Raw genomic sequence first — 20,112 nt, forward strand, 5'->3', positions numbered from 1 at the left:
AGCTCCCTGGTGCGGCGTTGCTGTGGTGAGGGTGGTACTGCGTTGAAGGTGTGGGGGGCGGGCGAGGGTGCGGCCGGAAGCCTGACGGGCGGGGCGCCGTCGGCTCCCCGCCCGTCACGGAGTGCTCAGTAGCACTCGATGCCGGCGCCCTTGCCCTTGTGCAGCGACATGTGCAGACCGCTCAACTTGAAGGTTCCGGCCGTGGTCGCCCACGCCGTCTGCTTCACGTTGCGCAGCGTCGCCGACTCCGCCTGCTGGCCGAAGCCGTTCGGGTTGGCCTTTTCCTCGCCACCCTTCATGCCGGGGCCGGGGCCGTTCTTCATGTCACCGGCCGCTACACCGATGTCGATGTTGTGGAACTCGGCGTCCGCCGCGAGGTCCTCGACATCGATGTACAGGTTCTTGGCGTAGACCTGCTTCTTCCGGTCGCTGCTGTCACCTGCCTCCAGCCTCAGGGTGACGTCCCCGAGGAACGGGACGCTCGGGGTGACAACGGACTGGCACATCTTCTCGATGTAGGCCGAACTGAACGCCGAGACGGCCACCGCGTGAGCCGTCTTCTCGCCGGAGAGGGTGGTCCCCGGGTCGACGGCCCCGTACTGCGAGAAGCCCGTACCGTTGAGCTCCTTCGCCGTGACCTTGAACGACTGCCCCGACACACTGAACGACGCGGCGAGAGCGCCCTGCGCGAGGGCGACACCTATCGCAGCCGTGGCGGCGACGCTGGGCACCATGACCACAGCGAACCGCTTCCATCTGGTCCCGCCACGCACCTGGGACTCCATATTTCCTCCTTCTCGGACGTACATCTCCTGTCCTGGCTCGCCCCGAGTCGCGGCTCAGCCGGGCAGGGATGGGAGAAGTGCTACGTCCTCGGGAAGGAGAGCGCCTGCGCTCGGCGGCGCAAGTCGCGCCCGAATCACCGGCGATCACCCCCGAGCGACAACCACTGGTCGCGCCTGACACGCATCACGCACAACCCTGCTGGACAGGCTTCGCCGAGTGGGCGAAGACCCCCCTGTCCAAGAGCCGGCGCCACTGCCGCCGGCTCTGCTCGGTGGGGACCCAGGACGTCCCGCGACCCAACCGGCTGCCGGGGTACGGGAATGGACCGAGCGTGGCCGATCGTGGTGCATTCTCGCCGCCCGCACAAGGGGGATCGTTACTGGCTAGTAACGGCGGGATAACCGAACAACGACCCACCGGTCTCGGTCGGCGACACAGGGTGGCCCCGACCGGCGGTACAAAGCTGTTGATCGCTGGACAGAATCCGACAGATCAACGCCCGCGACTTACTCGCAGTAACAGCGGCCGCGATTACCAAGTTTTGGTAAAGCGCGGCCGCGGTGACGCTCCGGGGGTGAATTTTTCACGCGGGCATCACAGGCCCGCGTGTTTAACGACTGGTCAGAACAGGGCCCGAGCCAGGGCCCTGCGCGCCGCGATCACCCGCGGATCCTCGGGCCCGACGACCTCGAACAGCTCCAGCAGCCGCATCCTGACGGTGTCGCGGTCGTCACCCACCGTGCGCTGCACGGTCTCGATGAGCCGGCCGAAGGCGTCCTCCACATGGCCGCCCACCAGATCCAGATCGGCGGCGGCGATCTGCGCCTGCACGTCGGCCGGCTTCTCCGCCGCCTCCTTGCGCACCTGCTGCGGGTCGACGCCCTGCACCCGCTGGAGCAACTCGGCCTGGGCGAGGCCCAGTTTGGCCTCCTCGTTGCCCGGGTCCTCGTTCAGCACGTTCTTGTAGGCCTGGACGGCACCGCTCAGGTCGCCCGAGTCGAGCGCCTGCACGGCGGCCTCCAGCAGCCCGTCGTGCGGACCGGCCGGCCGCTCGGGGGCCGCCTGGGCGCCGCCGCCCGGCTCGGCGTCGGGGTCGACGGCGAGGCCGGTCAGGCCGAAGCGCTGCTCGGCGACCTGCACCAGCTGGTCCAGGGTCTGCCGGATCTGCGCCTCGCCCGCGGCCCCCTGGAAGAGCGGCAGCGCCTGCCCGGCGACGACCGCGAAGACCGCGGGGATCCCCTGGATGCCGAACTGCTGCATCAGCATCTGGTTGGCGTCGACGTCGATCTTGGCGAGCAGGAAGCGGCCGTTGTACTCGACGGCCAGCCGCTCCAGGACCGGGCTCAGCTGCTTGCAGGGCTGACACCACTCGGCCCAGAAGTCGATGACGACGGGTACCTCGGCGGACCGCTGGAGGACGTCCCTCTCGAACCCCGCCTCATCGACGTCGATGACGAGATCGGCCGGGGAGATCGCCCCCGTGCCGCCCTCCCGGGCGGCTTGGGCGCGCGCCTGCTCCGCCTTCGCCTTGGCCTCCTGGGCCGCCTTCACCGCGGCGAGGTCGACGACTCCGCTCATGGACATGTTCCGTGGCTGCATGCGTCTATCCTCCCCCGTACTGCGCGCGCGTGTGAAAAACGGTGTGAAAGCCAGGCCGGTCGGGTGCCTTTCGGCGCCGGGTCCCCACCCGCGCCGCGTGGACGAAGCCCGTGTACGTCCGGCACGGGCTTTCGCTACGAGTCGTAGCGTAATGCCACGCGGTACCGCCGGGACACCACCTTCCGGTGATCTCCCTCACGGCCACACAGGAACCACAGGTCTATGGTCGAGGGATGCAGACCCGCAGCCCAGCCGGCCGCGCCGGGCGCCCGCGCAGCGCCGCGGCGGACGCCGCGATCCTGGCCGCGACGCGGGAGGCCCTCGTGGAGCTGGGCTGGTCGAAGCTCACCCTGGGAGACGTCGCGACCCGCGCCGGGGTTGCGAAGACGACGCTCTACCGTCGCTGGGCGGGCAAGAACGAACTGGTCGTCGACGCGGTGGCGGAACTCTTCGACGAACTGCGCCTCCCGGACAGCGGCAGCCTCGCCGCCGACATCGAGGGCGTGGTCCTGCAGTTCGCCGCGATCCTGGCCCTGCCCGAGGCGAAGAGCGGCCTGATGGCCGTCGTGGCGGAGGCCACCCGTGACGAGGCGCTGCGCGAACGCATCCGCGCCTCGGTCGTCGACCGCCAGAAGCGCCTGGTCCTGGAGGGCCGCGCCAGGGCCCAGGCCCGGGGCGAACTCCCCCCGGAACCGGACCCCGAGGCGGCCTCCCGCACGGTGGACCTGATCTTCGACATGGTGGCGGGTGCGGTGGTCCACCGCACCCTGGTCAGCGCGGAACCGGCGGACGAGGAATGGGTCCGCGGCTTCACGCGAGTGCTGCTGCACGGACTCACGTAGCCGCGGGCGGCGACGCGCCGGGCGCTCAGAAACCGGCGGGTTCGGTGTACACCCCCCACTCGTCCCGCAGCACCCCGCAGATCTCGCCGAGCGTGGCCTCCGCGCGTACCGCCTCCAGCATCGGCTCGATCATGTTCGCGTCCGAGCGGGCCGCGGCGATCATGTCGTCGAGCGCGGCCCGCACCCGGGCGTCGTCGCGCGCCGCCTTCCGCTCGCCGAGCACCCGCACCTGCTCCCGCTCCACCTCATGGCTGACCCGCAGGATCTCCAGGTCACCGGTGACCGACCCGGTGTGGACGTTCACGCCGACGACCTTCTTGTCGCCCTTCTCCAGCGCCTGCTGGTACCGGAACGCCGACTCGGCGATCTCCCCGGTGAACCAGCCGTCCTCGATGCCGCGCAGGATCCCGGAGGTGATCGGGCCGATGGGGTGCCGGCCGTCGGGGTGCGCCCGCAGCCCCCGCTCCCTGATCTGCTCGAAGATCTTCTCCGCGTCCGCCTCGATGCGGTCGGTCAGCTGCTCGACGTACCAGGAACCGCCCAGCGGGTCGGCCACGTTGGCGACGCCGGTCTCCTCCAGCAGCACCTGTTGCGTGCGCAGGGCGATCTCCGCGGCCTGCTCGCTGGGCAGCGCGAGGGTCTCGTCGAGGGCGTTGGTGTGCAGCGAGTTCGTCCCGCCGAGCACGGCCGCGAGGGCCTCGACGGCGGTCCGTACGACGTTGTTGTACGGCTGCTGCGCGGTGAGCGAGACGCCGGCCGTCTGGGTGTGGAAGCGCAGCCACTGGGCCTTCTCGGACGTCGCCCCGTAGACGTCGCGCATCCAGCGGGCCCAGATGCGCCGGGCCGCGCGGAACTTGGCGATCTCCTCGAAGAAGTCGACGTGCGCGTCGAAGAAGAAGGACAGGCCGGGGGCGAAGACGTCTATGTCCAGCCCGCGCGACAGCCCCAGCTCCACGTAGCCGAAACCGTCGGCCAGCGTGTACGCCAGCTCCTGCGCGGCCGTCGCCCCGGCCTCGCGGATGTGGTAGCCGGAGACGGACAGCGGCTTGTACGCGGGGATGCCGGCCGCGCAGTGCTCCATCAGGTCGCCGATGAGCCGCAGGTGCGGCTCGGGCTGGAAGAGCCACTCCTTCTGGGCGATGTACTCCTTGAAGATGTCCGTCTGGAGCGTGCCGTTCAGGACGGACGGGTCGACGCCCTGCCGTTCGGCGGCGACCAGGTACATGCAGAAGACGGGGACGGCCGGGCCGCTGATGGTCATCGACGTCGTGACGTCACCCAGCGGGATGTCCTTGAACAGCACCTCCATGTCGGCGGCCGAGTCGATGGCGACCCCGCAGTGCCCGACCTCGCCCAGCGAGCGCGGGTCGTCGGAGTCGCGGCCCATGAGGGTCGGCATGTCGAAGGCGACCGAGAGCCCGCCCCCGCCGTTGCGGAGGATCATCTTGTAGCGCTCGTTGGTCTGCTCGGCGTTGCCGAACCCGGCGAACTGCCGGATGGTCCACGTCCGCCCTCGGTAGCCGGTCGCGTACAGGCCGCGGGTGAAGGGGTACTCCCCGGGCCAGCCGATCCGCTCGAACCCGTCGTACCTGTCCCCGGGCCGCGGCCCGTACACCGGCTCCACGGCGTCGCCGGAGAGCGTCGTGAAGTCGGCCTCGCGCTTGCGCGCGGCGTCGTACCGGGCCTGCCAGCGGCGGCGGCCCTCCTCGATGGCGTCAGCGTCCATACCCTCGAATTTACTTGGACGTCCTAGTAAATGTCGATGGCTGACCGCCGCACGTTCGTCCGTACGGCGGTCCGGTTACGCCTTGACGGTCGCGGGCGAGTCCTCCGCGACCCTGGCCTCCAGCTCGCGGCTGATCCTGCGCTCCACGAAGAACGCGGCCGTCGGGATGGTCCCGGCGAGCAGCACCCAGATCTGCTTGCCCACCTTCCACTTCGCCTTGGAGCCCAGGTCGAAGGCGAAGATCAGGTAGACCACGTACAGCCAGCCGTGCGCGATGCTGACGACGCGCGTGAAGTCGGCGGCGCCGTTCAGGTCGAGCACGTACTTGCCGATCATGCCGAGGGTCAGCAGGACCAGCAGGACGCCGGTGACATAGGCCATCACGCGATAGCGCGTCAGCACGCTCTTTTTCATGCCGTCGAGCGTAACGACCCGTTCCGGGAGATCTTGCCCGGGGTCACTGCTCCTCGAAGTCGCCCGCCGCGATCCGCAGCGGCCGCAGCATCGCGAAGATCTCCGCGCACTCCTCCGCGTCGTACACCCCGAGCCCGAAGTCCATCGCCATCAGGTCGCGGGTGGCCGCCTCGACCACCTCGCGGCCCTTGCCGGTGATGCTGGCGAGGGTGCCGCGCCCGTCGTTGGGGTTCGGCCGCTTGGCCACCAGGCCCGACCTGACCAGGCGGTCCACGGTGTTCGTCACGGACGTGGGATGCACCATGAGCCGCTCGCCGATCTTGGACATCGGCAGCTCGCCGGACTTGGAGAAGGTGAGCAGCACCAGCGCCTCGTAGCGCGCGAACGTCAGGCCGTAGGGCTTGACCACCGCGTCGACCTCGGCGAGCAGGATCTGCTGGGCGCGCATGATCGAGGTGATCGCGGCCATGGACGGTACGTTTCCCCAGCGCTGCTTCCAGCGTTCGTCGGCGCGCGCGATCGGATCGAAGGAGAGACTGAGCGGCTTCGGCACGAACCCGACCTTACCGGCCGGTCACATGGTGGTCAGCCCTGTCTCGCCCTTCGGGCCGAGCGCCGGTGCTCCGGCGCCGGGGACGCGGCCGCCTCATGTCCTTTCCCTGCCGATTCGTTTCGGTGTGTAACGATTGTTGCCGGATTCATCACTGAACGTCACCTTCCTCTCAGGGAGCGGCATGACCCGGCTGATCCACGCCCTCGCGGCACTCGCGGTGCTCGGTCTCGCTGCGGGCTGCTCGTCCGGCGCCGACCCGGCGCCCGACCCCGGCGCCGACACCACGAAGGCCGCCTACGCGGCCGGCACCTCCCCCTTCTGGGTCGACCCGCAGAGCCCCGCCGCCCGGCAGGCGCAGCTCTGGCAGCGGCAGGGCCGGGGGCAGGACGCCCAGCTGATCCGGCGGATCGCCGACCAGCCGGTCGCCCTGTGGCCGGCGGGCGAGACCGACCCGTCCCCGGCGGTGAGGGCGGCGGCCTCGGCCGCGAGCCGGGAGGGGAAGACGGCGGTCTTCGTCGCCTACAACATCCCGCACCGGGACTGCGGCCAGCACTCCGCGGGCGGGGCGGCGGACGCGGGCGCCTACCGGGACTGGATCGGGAAGTTCGCCGCCGCCCTGGGCGAGGCCGAGGCCCTGGTCGTCCTGGAGCCCGACGCGGTCGCGCACGTCGTGGACGGCTGCACACCCGGCGAGTACCACGCCGAGCGCGAGCAGCTGCTCGGCGAGGCGATCGCCCGGCTGAAGCAGCAGCCGAACACCAAGGTGTATCTGGACGCGGGCAACGCGGACTGGATCCGGGAGTCGCAGAAGCTGGTCGAGCCGCTGAAGCGGGCCGGGATCGAACAGGCCGACGGCTTCGCGCTCAACGTCTCCAACTTCCAGACGAACGAGGTGACCACGGAGTACGGCGTCCGGCTCGCCGAGGCCCTCGGCGGCAAGCACTTCGTCGTCGACACCAGCCGCAACGGCAACGGTCCCCTGCCCGGCGTCTGGTGCAACCCGCCGGGCAGGGCGCTCGGCACCCCGCCCACGACCGCCACCGGCCGGCCCGTCGTCGACGCCTACCTGTGGATCAAGCGGCCCGGCGAGTCGGACGGCACCTGCGAGGGCGGCCCGGCCGCCGGGCGCTGGTGGCCGGAGTACGCCCTGGAGCTGGCGCGCAACGCCAAGGGCTGACCCGGCTCCCGCTCACTGAACCCCGTTCGCTCACTCCACGTGGATCCACTTGGCCTTGGACGGCGTGCCCTCGGCGTCCGTCACGAACAGCATGTACCAGCCGGGCGGCACGAGCGCCGGGTCGCGCGGCACGTCGAACGTCACCGCGTCGCCCTTCCTGGTGATGTCCAGCTCGATGGAGCGCTGCTCGACGTCCGTGGTGTGCGTGACCGCGCTGGGCCGCATCAGCCGGGCCTTCGCCACCCGCTCCGGGTGGTCCGTGCGGAAGGTGACGCGGTGGTCGTCGTCCAGGGTCCGCGGACCGCCCTTCAGCACGGGCCGGTGCTGCGGGTTCTTGTGCAGCGCGGGCGGGGTGAAGACCTCCATGCGCTGCTCGAAGTGGCCCAGCTTGGTGTTCTGCTGGTCGTCGAAGAGCGGGTCGGAGCCGAAGGTGGCGATCCGGCCGTCCGGCAGCAGCAGCGCCTCGGAGTGGTAGTTGCGGCCCACCCGCGGCGCGGCGGCCTCCCGGAAGGCGTTGGTCTTCGGGTCGTAGAACTGCGCCTTGAGGATGTTGCTGGCGCTGCGCCCGCGGTAGTCCCGGGAGCCGTTGGACGTGAACACGGTGTCGTCCGGCATGATCACGCTGTTCAGGTAGCGGGTGCCCTGGGGCAGGTCGGGCCCGTCCTCGAAGGCCGGGTTGTCCTTCTTCAGGTCCACGACGGCCGTGCGCGGGGTGGACTTCTTCGACTCGCCGACGCCCCCTCCGCCCAGGATCATCACCTTCTGCTCCTGCGCCGGGGGCAGCAGCACCGAGGCCGAGGTCTCCGTCTGGTCGAGGTCCTTCAGCCCCGGCACCTTGCGGAAGGTGTTCGACTCCAGGTCCCACAGTCCCGGCTCACGCCCCTGGTCGGCGGGCCCGTAGCCGGCGTTGGAGGCGGAGTAGAACAGCTTGCCGCCCTTGGTGAGGAACAGCGCGGGGTACGTCGGGAAATACCGCTTGGGCCCGGGTGACCACTTCTTGGTCTCCGGGTCGTAGATCTCGTTGTCCCCGGGGTCGATCATGCCGACGTCGTCGAGGCCGGACACCGCGAGGACCCGGCCGTCGTCCAGGCCGACCAGCGTGGGGTACCAGCGGGCCTTGTCCATCGGGTCGACGGGGACGTACTTCTCGGCCTTCGGGTCGAACTCGTAGGCGGCGCGGATGCCCTGGAAGTCCTGCTTGTCGAGGGTGATCTTCTCGGAGAGGCCGTAGGTGTTGTCGGCGTCCTCGCCCTTCAGTCCGACGATCTCGTACTGCGCCTGCTTCTGGGTGACCGACAGCGGGCCCTTCTCCACCGCCTCCACGAAGACCCGGGCCTCGCTGGCCGTGACCTTGGTGCGCCAGGGCTGCATGACGCCGCGGCTGTTGTACGAGACCTTGAAGCTGCGCTTGGCCTTGGGGACGGTGACGTCGAACTTGGTGACGTACTCGACGCCGGCCGGGGAGCGGAAGCGGGTGCCCTTCTTCAGGTGCACGGCCTTGTCGGGGCTCTCGTTCTTCACGCGCATGCCGCCGCCGGCCCGGGTCACCTCGCCGTCGAGGAGTTCGTAGCGGGCGGTGCCGCCGGCCACGAGCAGACGGCCGTCGGGGAGCTGCGCGTGCCCGGCGCAGAAGAAGTCCTCCGGGGTGGGGACCTTCTTGAAGGTGTTCTTCTCCGGGTCCCACAGGACGGTGTCGAACTCGCCCTTGTCGAACTTGCGCTGCTCGTTGCCCGACCCGGCGACGATCAGCACCTTGCCGGTGTGCAGCAGGGCGGCGTGGATGGCGTTGGTGCGGTACTCCTCGGGGATGTCGACCTGGTCCCAGGAGCCGTAGCGCGCCTTGTACTCGGGCTGGGCGATCTCGTACTCGTGGTACTGCTCGGAGACGAAGTCCAGCGCGGCCGGGGCGTTGAGGCTCGCCAGGACCGCGATGCCGCCGATGCCCAGGACGGTCTTCTTGGTCTTCTGCGAGGGCTGGTAGGCCATGGCCTAGTTGCCTCCTGTCGAGGTGCCGGAGACCGGGGCCGCCGGGGACGCGGTGGCGAGGGCCGGGGCGGCGGTGGCGGTCGGGGCGGGCTCCTTGCTTTCGGGCACGCGCGCGTGCGCCGGGGTGGGCGTGGGCGCCGGTGCGGGCTCCGGCCGGCGCTCCCGGTACTCCTTGAGGAGCGTGGCGGCCCACACCGCGGCCGGGGCCAGGGATATGGCCATGGCGAGGACGGCCCAGGTGCGCATCGCGGCGTGCGTGTGGTCCAGGGCGGCCGAGGCGGCCAGGGACGTGGCCAGCAGGGCCGCCCAGAAGAGGTGGATGCGGAAGGTGGCGGGCCGGTCGGGGCTGGCGTCGCCGCCCTTGGGCGTGACGACGAACCGGCTGGGGCGGCGCAACAGGGCCTCGCCCAGGGACTTGAGGTAGATCGGCGCGGACAGGGCCGACATCGCCATGCCGGCCAAGCCGCCGGAGCCCTCCGGCTCGTGGGGGCTGACGTTGTGGCGGCGGTTCCACAGGTACAGGCCGATCTGGAGGGCGGCGGCGTCGCTGTAGAGCATCATCCAGACCGAGGCGGAGACCTGGGTGCCGGAGGCGCCGAACCAGAGGAAGAGGAAGCAGCTGAGGATGCCGAGCAGCCAGTTGACGGCCGTCATCGGGTAGTAGACGAGCATCAGCGTGTAGGAGAGCAGGCGGCCAGGGGGCATGCTGAAGGGCGCCTTCCAGTACTGCTTGAGGAGCGTCTCGTAGGTGCCGCGCGACCAGCGCATCTGCTGGGTGAAGAAGTCGGTCCAGGAGGCGGGGCCCTCGCCCACGGCGAGCACGTCCGGGGTGTAGACGGAGCACCAGTGGCGGTGCGTGGCCGGGTTGCGGTGCCGGTGGATCTCGAAGCCGGTGGCCATGTCCTCGGTGATGGAGTCGTACAGGCCGCCGATCTGCTTGACGGCGGAGATCCGGACGACGTTGTTGGTGCCGACGAACATGGGGGCGCGGTACCGGTTGCCGGCGCGCTGGATCAGGGCGTGGAAGAGGAACTGCTGGGACTCGGCGGCCTTGGTGACGGGGTTGTGGTAGTTGCCGTACACCTGGGGGCCGACGACGAAGGCCACGTCCGGGTCCCTGAAGTACCCCAGCATCCGCTCCAGGAAGTCGGGGTGCGGGACGTGGTCGGTGTCGACGGAGGCGAAGAAGTCGTAGGCGTCGCCGTGCATGGCGATCCAGGCGTTGTAGTTCCCGTGCTTGGTACGGGCCTTGTGGACGCCCTTGGAGCGGTTCCACTCGGGGACGCCGAGCCGGGTGAAGTGCCGGACGCCGAGTTCCGCGCACAGGGCCTTGGCGTCGGGGTCGTCGCCCTCGTCGAGGAGCCAGACGTCGAGGGGGCCGGTGTGGTGGATGCGGGTGGCGCCCTCCAGGGTCGCGCGGACCATGGCGAGGGGTTCCTTGCCGGGGACGTACGTGGTGAGGAAGGCGACGCGGGTGCCGGGTTCCGGGACGACGGGGACGGGGTCGCGGGCGACCATCGTGGCGTGGGCGACGGAGGCGACGTTGACGAGCATGAAGAGTTCGATGAGCCCGATCGCCATCAGCATGGTGACGTCGAGGCCGATGAGCCAGCGTTCGGCGCCCTCGCGCTCCACCCAGTGGGTGGGCCAGACGAGGTAGACCAGCAGGGCACCGGTGAGCAGCGGGGCGAGGCTCATCAGGAGGACGGCTCGTATTCGGCGGGGCTCGCGCGAGAGGAGCGAGGCGTACTGCACGCGGTACGCCTCGCCGGACGGCTCCGTGAGCGGCCCGGCGAGTCGGCTGTGGGAGTCGTAGTCGTAGCCCTCCGGCCGCACAGCGCCCTCCAGATGGTTGGGACCCGATACCCATACGAAAGTGGACCTTTGGGACGGTGTCGAACTGGGGGCGTCCAGGCGGGTGGGGCCCGGGAACGACGAGAACCCCGGCCCGCACGGGCCGGGGTTCTGTCATCACTGCTGCCTTCGGGGGCTACTCCGCGAGGTGCCGCTCCACCGTCTCCACCTTCGACGTGAGGCCGTCCGTCACGCCGGGCCGGATGTCCGCCTTCAGGACGAGGGAGACCCGGGGCGCCCGCCGCTCGACGGCCTCGACCGCGCGCCGGACGACGCCCATGACCTCGTCCCACTCGCCCTCGACGGACGTGAACATCGCGTCGGTGCGGTTCGGCAGGCCCGACTCGCGGACCACCCGCACGGCATCGGCGACGTACTCGCCCACGTCCTCGCCGACCCCCAGCGGCGTCACGGAAAAGGCGACGATCACGCCTTCACCGCCCCTTCCTTCTCCTGGCGCGCCCGGGACGCGATCACGGCATCCTCGGCCTCACGCCGCAGCTTGCGCTCGGCGAAGAACCCGCCGGCGGGCAGCACCGAGAGCACGAAGTACAGGGCGGCGGTCTTCACCGGCCACTTCGCCCGGTTCCACGCGTCGGCCCAGAAGATCACGTACAGGATGAAGAGGACCCCGTGCACCATGCCCATGACCGGCACGGCGTTGAAGTCCGTGGTCCGCTTCAGCACCGAGCAGACCAGCAGGAGGAGGAAGGAGATCGCCTCGGGGGCCGAGACCAGGCGGAGGCGGCGGATGGCGGTGGCGGTCTTGAGGTCCACAGGTCACCTTCGGTGAGAGACGGTCTTGCCGGGGCCTGACGCGGATGCACGAGGCGCACCGCGGCGGTGTCGCTTTGTGAACGCACGCACAAGCGTCCCGCCCATTGTGACAAACCACCTCGGGGCCCGGCCCCTAGGGGTGCGGTCAGGGTTGCTCTCCACCCAGGGGCCCTGTCCGTGGCGCCCGGCCTGCGGCTAACGTCGCGTACGTGGCGATGTTCCGACTTCAGAGCAGCAAGGTGCTCGCCGTCGACATGACCGGAGACGCCGTGAAGGCGAAGAACGGCTCGATGGTCGCGTACGACGGCGAGATGGCCTTCAAGAAGCTCAGCGGCGGCGGCGAGGGCATCCGGGGCATGGTGACCCGGCGGCTGACCGGTGAGCAGATGACGTTGATGGAGGTGAAGGGCCGCGGAACCTGCTGGTTCGCCGACCGCGCCTCCGAGATCAACCTGGTCAGCGTCCAGGGCGACAAGCTCTACGTGGAGTCGAGCAACCTGCTCGCGACCGACGGCGGCTTGCGCACGGGGACGGAGTTCACGGGTCTGCGCGGGGCCTCGCAGGGCAACGGCCTCTTCACGACGACGGTCGAGGGCCACGGCCAGGCCGCGATCATGTCCGACGGCCCGGCCGTGGTGCTGCGCGTCAGCCCGCAGTACCCGCTGACCGTGGACCCGGGCGCGTACGTGGCGCACCAGGGGAACCTGCGGCAGTCCTTCCAGTCCGGTGTGACGTTCCGCACGCTGCTCGGCGAGGGCGGCGGCGAGGCCTTCCAGATGCGGTTCGAGGGGGACGGCCTGGTGTACGTGCAGCCGAGCGAGCGGAACACGATCGCGGGAGACGTGTGATGGCCTTCCGGGAGATCAACGCGAAGATGATCGAGGCGACGGTCGCGCCGGGACAGCGGCTGTTCAGCCAGCGCGGCGCGATGCTCGCCTACCAGGGCGAGGTGTCGTTCACGCCCAACTCGATGGGCGGCCAGGGCGGCATCATGTCGATGATCGGCCGCCGGGTCGCCGACGAGGACACGCCGCTGATGACGGTCGAGGGCAGCGGCACGGTCCTGTTCGGGCACGGGGGCCACCACGTCCAGGTCATCCAGCTCACCGGCGACACCCTGTACGTCGAGGCGGACCGCCTGCTCGCCTTCGAGGGCACGCTCCAGCAGGGCACGATGTTCCTTGGCTCGCAGGGCGGCGTCATGGGCATGGTCCGGGGCCAGGTCAGCGGCCAGGGACTGTTCACGACCACGCTCAAGGGACACGGGGCCGTCGCGGTCATGGCCCACGGCGGGGTGATCGAGATCCCGATCACCCCCCAGCGGCCGGTCCATGTGGACCCGCAGGCCTACGTCGCCCACCACGGCGACGTCCGCAACAAGCTGTCCACCGCCCTGGGCTGGCGGGACATGGTGGGCCGCGGCTCGGGCGAGGCCTTCCAGCTGGAACTCAGCGGCAGCGGTGCGGTGTACGTCCAGGCGTCGGAGGAGAAGCTGTGAGCACCTACGGAACCCCGGGCGCCGGCCCCGCGGTCTTCGACCCGGCGACGCTGCCGCCCGACGACAACGTCAATCCCTACACCTTCTGCGTGGAGCTCAAGGGGAGCCAGTGGTTCCTGCAGAAGGGGAAGATGATCGCCTACTACGGCTCGATCGACTTCAACGGCGTCGGACACGGCCGACTGGACCGTCTCGTCCGTACGTCCTTCCATTCGCCTCTGCACGCGAGCGACTGGGTCGTGGCGGAGGGCTCGGGCAAGATGCTCCTCGCCGACCGGGCCTTCGACGTGAACTCGTACGACCTCGAGGACGGCAATCTGACCATTCGCTCCGGCAACCTGCTCGCTTTTCAGCCAACTCTCGCACTGAAGCAATCAATCGTGCCGGGTTTTCTGACCCTCATCGGAACCGGAAAGTTCGTGGCCGCCTCGAACGGCCCGGTGGTGTTCATGGAACCCCCGATCCGGGTCGACCCCCAGGCCCTGGTCGGCTGGGCCGACTGCCCCTCCCCCTGCCACCACTACGACCACGGGTACATGACCGGCGTAATGGGCGGTCTACGTGCGCTGACGGGCCTCGGCGGAGCCTCCGGCGAGGAGCACCAGTTCGAGTTCGTCGGCGCCGGCACGGTGCTGCTCCAGTCGTCCGAGACCCTGATGGCCGAGCAGGCCACGGGAGCCGTTCCGCACCAGGCCGGCGTGCCCGGCGGCGGGGCGCACAGCCCCCAGGCCGGGCAGTCCGGGGTACCGCGTCTTCCCGGACAGCTGGGGGACCTCCAGCGTCGCTTCGGGCTGTGAGCGGTAGTCTGCGGAGTGTGACATCGAACGCCTGCGCACCAACGTTCGGCAGGCGTGCGCCGTCACACGAAAACCCTCACTAGTTCGCCTTTCAACCTTTTAGGTAGACTTCATTCATGGAGACCGAGACGGCCACTCGCTGGCTGACCGATGCGGAGCAGTGCGCCTGGCGCACCCACCTGGAGGTCAACAGGCTGTTGACGTACCAGCTCGAGAAGGACCTGCAGCCGTTCGGCCTGACAATGAACGACTACGAGATCCTGGTGAACCTCTCCGAGTCCGAGGACCAGCGGATGCGGATGAGCGACCTCGCCTCCGCCACCCTCCAGTCCAAGAGCCGCCTCTCGCACCAGATCACGCGCATGGAGAACGCGAACCTGGTCCGGCGGGAGAACTGCGAGTCGGACCGCCGGGGGCTCTACGCCGTCCTCACCGAGCACGGCATGGCGACGATGCAGAAGGTCGCGCCCCACCACGTGGCGTCCGTGCGCAGGCACTTCATCGACCTGCTGTCCCCGGAGGCCCTGACGGAGCTCGACAAGGCCCTCAAGCCCATCGCGGAGCACCTGCGCGGCCAGCGCGGACGCCCGTAACCCGGACGGGCCACCGGCGCGCCCTGCGGCCGCTATGCGAGCGGCAGGCGGAGTTCGAACAGGGCTCCGCCTGCGGGCCCCTGTCCGGCCGTCAGCGTGCCGCCGTGCCGTACGGCCACGTCCCGGGCGATGGCGAGCCCCAGCCCGGCACCGCCGTCGTCGCGGCTGCGGGCGGCGTCCAGCCGTACGAACCGCTCGAAGATCCGCTCCCGGTCGGCCTCGGGCACACCGTCCCCGTCGTCCGCCACTCCGACGACGGCCCGGTCCCCCTCCCGCCGCACGCTCACGGTGACGGCCTCCCGGGCATGCCGCTGGGCGTTGTCGAGCAGATTGGCCAGCACCCGCCCCAACTGCCCCCGCGATCCGGCCACCTCCACCGGCTCCGCGTCCACCGTCACACCCGTCCGCCCCTCGGCCTCCTCCCGGGCCAGCCCGGCGAGATCCACCTTCGCGTCGCCCAGCCGCTCCCCGGCGTCCAGCCGCGCGAGCAGCAGCAGATCGGCGGCGAGCCGCTGGAGCCGCACGGTGTCCTCCACGGCCCCGTCGAGGTCCAGCAGTTCGGGATGGGCGGCGGCCACCTCCAGCTGCGTCCGCAGCGAGGCGATGGGGCTGCGCAGCTCGTGGGAGGCGTCGGCGACGAAGCGCCGCTGCCGCTCCACGGACTTCTCCAGGGCGGCGAGCGTCTCGTTGGTGGTGCTGGCGAGGCGGGCGATCTCGTCGTGCGTGTCGGGCTCGGGGACGCGCCGCGCGAGGTCCTCGGACTGGGTGATCGCGGCCATCTCGCGCCGGATGCCCTCCACCGGCCGCAGGGCCCGCCGGGTGACCAGCCAGGTCACGCCCGCGACGACGCCCAGCAGCAGCGGGAACCCGATCAGCATCACCGTCAGCGCGCTCTGCACGGCCCCGTGCTCGGCGGCCAGCGGGGCACCGGCGAAGACCTTGAGCTGCCCCCGGTCGTGGGTCTCCACCTCCACGGCGGCGAACCGGTAGTCCTCCGTCTCCCCGTCGACCGTCGCCGACCCGTTCCGGAAGACGCTCTCCCCGGAGATCTCCCCGGGTTCGAGGGCCTCGCCGGAGCCGGAGTCATCGGCGTCGTCATCGGCGTCGTTGTCGGCGTCCCCGCGCGGCACCGCGGCCGGCGGCTGCGCCTTCACCCGCTCGCTGTCCGTACCGCTGATCCGCTCCAGGTCCTCACTGACCGCGACCAGCCGCTTGTCCTCGTCGAGGACCTGCACCGGCCCGACGTCCCCGTCCAGGCCCGACAGCTTGTCGTACGGCGTCCCGGCGGCGAGCTCGGAGGCGACCGCCCGCGCGGAGCGCTCCGCCTGCGTACCGGCCTCGCCCATCAGGTTCGACCGCAGGGACAGCAGCACGGCGGCCCCCGCCGCGACGAGCGCCACCGCGACCACGAGCGTCGCCGCCAGCGTGGCCCGCGCCCGGACGGACCCGAACAGCCGCCTCACGGCGAGGTCTCCAGCCGGTACCCGGCCCCGCGCACGGTTCGGATCAGCCCCGGCCGCAGCTTGCGCCGCAGGGTGCTGATGTACACCTCGACGATGTTCGGGTCGCCCTCGTACGCGAAGTCCCAGACGTGCTCCAGGATCTCGGACTTGGACACCACCTCGCCGGCCCGCAGCACGAGCTGCTCCAGCACGGAGAACTCCTTGGCGGTGAGGGCGATCTCGTCCTCACCGAGGAACACCCGGCGGGCCGCGGTGTCGACCTTCAGGTCCCCGTGCACATGCACGGGCGAGGCCCCCGCGCCCACGCCGCGCCGCCGCAGCAGCGCCTTGATCCGGGCGACGAGCACGACGTACGAGAACGGCTTGGTCAGATAGTCGTCCGCGCCCGTGTCGAGCCCCTCGGCCTCGTCGTACTCGCCGTCCTTGGCGGTCAGCATCAGGATCGGCACCTCGTGCCCGGCGGCGCGCAGGGCGGCGCAGACCCGGTAGCCGTTGAGCCCCGGCAGCATGATGTCGAGGATGACCAGGTCGTACGTCCCCTCCGAGGCCCGGTGCAGCCCCTCCCGACCGTCGTGGACGACGTCCACGGCGTACCCCTCGGCCGTCAGGCCCCTGGCGAGCGACAGGGCCAGCCGCTTCTCGTCCTCCACGATCAACAGGCGCATGAGTAAAGAGTGGCAAAGGGAACCTGAAGATCCCTTCAGGGGGTTTCAGGTTCCTCTCAGCCTCGTTCAGCCAGAGTCGAAGACGTCGAAAACGAAACGACTCGGGAGGAATCCGCATGAAGCGCAACATCGTGATCGCCGCTGTGACCGCCGCCGCTCTGATCGGAGGCGGTACGGCCACGGCCCTGGCGACCACGGGAGACGACGAGGGCTCGGCGCGGCAGGCGGCCAACACCCGGCTGTCGGACGACGCCCACGACGACCAGGACGGCCCGGACGCGCAGGACGACCGCGACGACGACGCGGCGCGGGCGGCCTCCTCGGACGTCACGGCCGCCGAGGCCATCGCCTCCGCGCTGAAGCACACGTCGGGCACGGTGGTGTCCGCCGAGCTGGACGACGAGGACGACAGCGCCAAGGTGGTCTGGAAGGTCGACGTCCTGTCCGGCGACAACACCTGGCACAGCGTGAGCGTCGACCCGTCCAACGGCAAGGTCCTCGGTTCGCACGCCGACGACGAGGACGACACGGCGCAGGTGCGGGCGGCTCTGAAGGGCTCCTCGGTGACGGCCGAGGAGGCCGCGAAGGCCGCCGCCGGCAAGGGCGTGGTGACGTCCGTCGACCTGGACGAGGACGGCAGGAACAAGTCCTGGGAGGCCGAGACCCACAAGTCCGGCGGCGCCGAGCAGGACTGGAGGATCGACCTGAACACGGGCAAGGTCACGGCGGACCGTACCGATGCCCAGGACGACGACCAGGACTGACATCTCACTGCCAGATTTCAACCGCCCCGGCGTCCGTGCTGACGCCGGGGCGATGCGCGCCTCGGCGCAACGAGGTGCCGCCGCGCCCACCCGCGCCGCCCCTGGCGGCACGCATGCCCGCGGCTAAGACAGCCAGCTGGGCGGCAGCCACGACGTACCCGCACTCGCCGTACTACGGAAGGGGACGTGTCGGGGGGTGTCCGCCCGCAGCGGTTGGCGCGTCAACACCAGTGAGTCGGTGCCCCACCCCATCGCGCCGTTCCGAGGACGGACACCCCCCGGCGCGGCCCCGACCCACTCCCGGCGATCAGGCGAAGACGCGCACCCACGGTCGGCGCCGCTCAGCCCTCCGTCAACCCCGCCACCAGCTCATCAGCCGCCCGGTACGGATCCAGCTCCCCCGCCACGATCCGCTCGGCCAGCGCCCCCAGCCGCCGATCCCCGTGCAGGTCCCCGATCCGCTCCCGCAGCGCCGTCACCGCGATCGTCTCGACCTCCCTCGCCGCACGAGCGGCACGCCGCTCCGCGAGCACCCCCCGCTCCTCCATCCACGCCCGGTGCTTCTCCAGCGCCTCGACGACCTCGTCCACGCCCTCGCCCCGCGCGGCGACGGTCTTCACGATCGGCGGACGCCAGTCCCCGGGCCCTCGCGCCTCCCCCAGCCCCAGCATGTGGTTCAGCTCGCGGGCCGTCGCATCGGCCCCGTCCCGGTCGGCCTTGTTCACGACGTACACGTCCCCGATCTCCAGGATCCCGGCCTTGGCCGCCTGGATCCCGTCCCCCATCCCCGGCGCGAGCAGCACCACGGACGTGTCCGCCTGCGAGGCGATCTCCACCTCGGACTGCCCGACCCCCACCGTCTCGACGAGGATCACGTCGCACCCGGCCGCGTCCAGCACCCGGATCGCCTGGGGCGCGGCCCACGCCAGCCCGCCCAGATGCCCGCGTGTGGCCATGGAGCGGATGTACACGCCCGGGTCGGACGCGTGCTCCGACATCCGCACCCGGTCCCCGAGCAGCGCACCGCCGGAGAACGGGGACGACGGGTCGACGGCCAGCACGCCGACCCGCTTGTCCTGCTTGCGGTACGCGGAGACCAGCGCCGAGGTCGACGTCGACTTGCCGACCCCGGGCGACCCGGTCAGCCCCACCACGTACGCCCCGCCGGTCAGCGGCGCCAGCGCCGCCATGACCTCCCGGAGCTGCGGGGACGCCCCCTCCACCAGCGAGATCAGCCGGGCGACGGCCCGCGGCCGCCCCTCCCTGGCCTGGGCCACCAGCGTGGAGACGTCCTGCATCACAGCTCCGTTCAGATCAGGGACGTACCGGGAAGGGACGTACCGAAACTCAGGCCTTGGGCACGCGCACGATCAGCGCGTCACCCTGACCACCGCCACCGCACAGCGCGGCCGCACCCACGCCGCCGCCCCGCCGCTTCAGCTCCAGCGCCAGATGCAGCACGAGCCGCGCACCGGACATCCCGATCGGGTGACCCAGGGCAATGGCACCGCCGTTGACATTCACCTTTTCGGTGGACACCCCGAGGTCCTTCATGGACTGCACGGCCACCGCCGCGAACGCCTCGTTGATCTCGATGAGGTCGAGGTCCGAAACCTCCAGCCCCTCCTTCTTCAGGGCGTGCAGGATCGCGTTGGACGGCTGCGACTGCAGCGAGTTGTCCGGCCCGGCCACGTTCCCGTGGGCGCCGATCTCGGCGATCCACTCCAGGCCGAGCTCCTGCGCCTTGGCCTTGCTCATCACGACCACGGCGGCGGCGCCGTCGGAGATCTGCGAGGCGGAACCGGCCGTGATCGTGCCGTCCTTGGAGAACGCCGGACGCAGCTTCCCGAGCGACTCCACGGTCGTGTCGCCGCGAATGCCCTCGTCCTTGCTGAACAGCACCGGGTCGCCCTTGCGCTGCGGGATCTCGACCGGCGTGATCTCGGCCTCGAACAGGCCGTTCTTCTGCGCGGCGGCGGCCCGCTGGTGCGACAGCGCGGCGATCTCGTCCTGCTCGGCGCGCCCGATGCCGAGGCGCGTGTTGTGCTTCTCCGTCGACTCGCCCATGGCGACGCCGTCGAAGGAGTCGGTCAGGCCGTCGTACGCCATGGCGTCGAGCATCTGGACCGCGCCGTACTTGAAGCCCTCGCGGGACTTGGGCAGCAGGTGCGGGGCGTTGGTCATGGACTCCTGACCGCCCGCGACGACCACGTCGAACTCACCCGCGCGGATCAGCTGGTCGGCGAGCGCGATCGCGTCGAGCCCGGACAGACAGACCTTGTTGATGGTCAGCGCCGGCACGTTCATCGGGATGCCCGCCTTGACCGCGGCCTGGCGCGCCGGGATCTGCCCCGCCCCGGCCTGGAGCACCTGGCCCATGATCACGTACTGCACCTGGTCGCCACCGATCCCCGCACGGTCGAGGGCGGCCTTGATCGCGAAGCCGCCGAGATCGGCTCCGGAGAAGGACTTCAGCGATCCGAGCAACCGCCCCATGGGCGTACGCGCGCCCGAGACGATCACCGAGCTGGTCGTAGCAGAAGACATGAGCTGCGATCCCCTTACCGGCTGCACAGCCGAGGAGTGAACGAGGGTTTACTTCGAATGTACTGACCGGT

Annotated in this window: 20 protein-coding genes; 7 read left to right on the forward strand and 13 right to left on the reverse strand. The window is 70.5% G+C overall.

From position 1 onward, the window contains the following. Positions 1-125 precede the first annotated feature (125 nt). The gene (locus tag ABZ386_RS23015; protein ID WP_351342536.1) at positions 126-785 is read right to left on the reverse strand and encodes a DUF6230 family protein; all 660 of its coding nucleotides are present in this window, start codon (positions 783-785) and stop codon (positions 126-128) included. Positions 786-1,407: 622 nt separating this feature from the next. Further along, complete coding sequence (locus tag ABZ386_RS23020; protein ID WP_351342534.1) at positions 1,408-2,385, reverse strand: tetratricopeptide repeat protein; 978 nt, start codon at positions 2,383-2,385, stop codon at positions 1,408-1,410. 233 nt (positions 2,386-2,618) lie between these two features. On the opposite strand from ABZ386_RS23020, the gene ABZ386_RS23025 reads away from it, so the two are divergent. Further along, positions 2,619-3,227: a TetR/AcrR family transcriptional regulator gene (locus ABZ386_RS23025; protein ID WP_351342532.1), complete on the forward strand. Its 609-nt coding sequence runs from the start codon at positions 2,619-2,621 to the stop codon at positions 3,225-3,227. A 25-nt stretch (positions 3,228-3,252) separates the two neighbouring features. On the opposite strand, the gene ABZ386_RS23030 is transcribed toward ABZ386_RS23025, so the two are convergent. The 3 genes from ABZ386_RS23030 to ABZ386_RS23040 all read right to left on the reverse strand — a co-directional run bounded on the left by ABZ386_RS23030 (position 3,253) and on the right by ABZ386_RS23040 (position 5,920). Beyond that, positions 3,253-4,953 carry a methylmalonyl-CoA mutase family protein gene (locus ABZ386_RS23030; protein WP_358965703.1) on the reverse strand — a complete coding sequence of 567 codons (1,701 nt, stop codon included), beginning with the start codon at positions 4,951-4,953 and terminating at the stop codon, positions 3,253-3,255. Positions 4,954-5,028: 75 nt separating this feature from the next. Further along, the gene (locus tag ABZ386_RS23035) at positions 5,029-5,367 is read right to left on the reverse strand and encodes a DUF3817 domain-containing protein (protein WP_355713962.1); all 339 of its coding nucleotides are present in this window, start codon (positions 5,365-5,367) and stop codon (positions 5,029-5,031) included. 43 nt (positions 5,368-5,410) lie between these two features. Beyond that, positions 5,411-5,920 carry a MarR family transcriptional regulator gene (locus ABZ386_RS23040; protein ID WP_114255356.1) on the reverse strand — a complete coding sequence of 170 codons (510 nt, stop codon included), beginning with the start codon at positions 5,918-5,920 and terminating at the stop codon, positions 5,411-5,413. A 181-nt stretch (positions 5,921-6,101) separates the two neighbouring features. On the opposite strand from ABZ386_RS23040, the gene ABZ386_RS23045 reads away from it, so the two are divergent. Next, the gene (locus tag ABZ386_RS23045; protein WP_355713965.1) at positions 6,102-7,097 is read left to right on the forward strand and encodes a glycoside hydrolase family 6 protein; all 996 of its coding nucleotides are present in this window, start codon (positions 6,102-6,104) and stop codon (positions 7,095-7,097) included. A gap of 30 nt (positions 7,098-7,127) precedes the next feature. Here ABZ386_RS23045 and ABZ386_RS23050 read toward each other — a convergent pair whose 3' ends face one another. The 4 genes from ABZ386_RS23050 to ABZ386_RS23065 all read right to left on the reverse strand — a co-directional run bounded on the left by ABZ386_RS23050 (position 7,128) and on the right by ABZ386_RS23065 (position 11,714). Next, complete coding sequence (locus ABZ386_RS23050) at positions 7,128-9,083, reverse strand: kelch motif-containing protein (RefSeq protein ID WP_351342523.1); 1,956 nt, start codon at positions 9,081-9,083, stop codon at positions 7,128-7,130. 3 nt (positions 9,084-9,086) lie between these two features. Continuing rightward, positions 9,087-10,919, reverse strand: a complete 1,833-nt coding sequence (locus ABZ386_RS23055; RefSeq protein WP_351342521.1) for a cellulose synthase catalytic subunit — start codon at positions 10,917-10,919, stop codon at positions 9,087-9,089. A gap of 154 nt (positions 10,920-11,073) precedes the next feature. Further along, positions 11,074-11,367 carry an MTH1187 family thiamine-binding protein gene (locus ABZ386_RS23060; protein WP_356669045.1) on the reverse strand — a complete coding sequence of 98 codons (294 nt, stop codon included), beginning with the start codon at positions 11,365-11,367 and terminating at the stop codon, positions 11,074-11,076. Beyond that, the gene (locus ABZ386_RS23065; protein WP_114255351.1) at positions 11,364-11,714 is read right to left on the reverse strand and encodes a DUF3817 domain-containing protein; all 351 of its coding nucleotides are present in this window, start codon (positions 11,712-11,714) and stop codon (positions 11,364-11,366) included. Before ABZ386_RS23065 ends, ABZ386_RS23060 begins: the two co-directional genes overlap by 4 nt. A 215-nt stretch (positions 11,715-11,929) precedes the next feature. On the opposite strand from ABZ386_RS23065, the gene ABZ386_RS23070 reads away from it, so the two are divergent. The 4 genes from ABZ386_RS23070 to ABZ386_RS23085 all read left to right on the forward strand — a co-directional run bounded on the left by ABZ386_RS23070 (position 11,930) and on the right by ABZ386_RS23085 (position 14,602). Then, complete coding sequence (locus tag ABZ386_RS23070; protein WP_031116419.1) at positions 11,930-12,562, forward strand: AIM24 family protein; 633 nt, start codon at positions 11,930-11,932, stop codon at positions 12,560-12,562. After that, a complete protein-coding gene (locus ABZ386_RS23075; RefSeq protein WP_351342516.1) occupies positions 12,562-13,212 on the forward strand; it encodes an AIM24 family protein in 651 nt (216 codons plus the stop codon). Before ABZ386_RS23070 ends, ABZ386_RS23075 begins: the two co-directional genes overlap by 1 nt. Beyond that, entirely contained in the window at positions 13,209-14,009 is an 801-nt protein-coding gene (locus ABZ386_RS23080; protein ID WP_114255349.1) for an AIM24 family protein, read from the forward strand. The genes ABZ386_RS23075 and ABZ386_RS23080 overlap by 4 nt, the downstream gene beginning before the upstream one ends. Before the next feature lie 116 nt (positions 14,010-14,125). After that, positions 14,126-14,602, forward strand: coding sequence for a MarR family transcriptional regulator (locus ABZ386_RS23085; protein WP_031116423.1), 477 nt, complete (start codon positions 14,126-14,128; stop codon positions 14,600-14,602). Between the two features lie 32 nt (positions 14,603-14,634). On the opposite strand, the gene ABZ386_RS23090 is transcribed toward ABZ386_RS23085, so the two are convergent. Further along, positions 14,635-16,065 (reverse strand): HAMP domain-containing sensor histidine kinase, encoded by a 1,431-nt coding sequence (locus ABZ386_RS23090; RefSeq protein ID WP_351342513.1) that lies wholly within the window; start codon positions 16,063-16,065, stop codon positions 14,635-14,637. Beyond that, on the reverse strand, positions 16,062-16,730 hold the full coding sequence (locus tag ABZ386_RS23095) for a response regulator transcription factor (RefSeq protein ID WP_114255346.1): 669 nt from the start codon (positions 16,728-16,730) through the stop codon (positions 16,062-16,064). The genes ABZ386_RS23090 and ABZ386_RS23095 overlap by 4 nt, the downstream gene beginning before the upstream one ends. A 116-nt stretch (positions 16,731-16,846) precedes the next feature. On the opposite strand from ABZ386_RS23095, the gene ABZ386_RS23100 reads away from it, so the two are divergent. After that, positions 16,847-17,494, forward strand: a complete 648-nt coding sequence (locus ABZ386_RS23100; RefSeq protein ID WP_358965704.1) for a PepSY domain-containing protein — start codon at positions 16,847-16,849, stop codon at positions 17,492-17,494. 341 nt (positions 17,495-17,835) lie between these two features. On the opposite strand, the gene meaB is transcribed toward ABZ386_RS23100, so the two are convergent. Together meaB and ABZ386_RS23110 are read right to left on the reverse strand one after the other, a co-directional pair. Then, the gene (gene meaB, locus ABZ386_RS23105) at positions 17,836-18,792 is read right to left on the reverse strand and encodes a methylmalonyl Co-A mutase-associated GTPase MeaB (protein WP_114255344.1); all 957 of its coding nucleotides are present in this window, start codon (positions 18,790-18,792) and stop codon (positions 17,836-17,838) included. A 49-nt stretch (positions 18,793-18,841) separates the two neighbouring features. Then, on the reverse strand, positions 18,842-20,041 hold the full coding sequence (locus tag ABZ386_RS23110) for an acetyl-CoA C-acetyltransferase (RefSeq protein ID WP_198678287.1): 1,200 nt from the start codon (positions 20,039-20,041) through the stop codon (positions 18,842-18,844). Positions 20,042-20,112 lie beyond the last annotated feature (71 nt).

Source organism: Streptomyces sp. NPDC006140 (assembly GCF_040628815.1).
Taxonomy (GTDB): Bacteria; Actinomycetota; Actinomycetes; order Streptomycetales; family Streptomycetaceae; genus Streptomyces.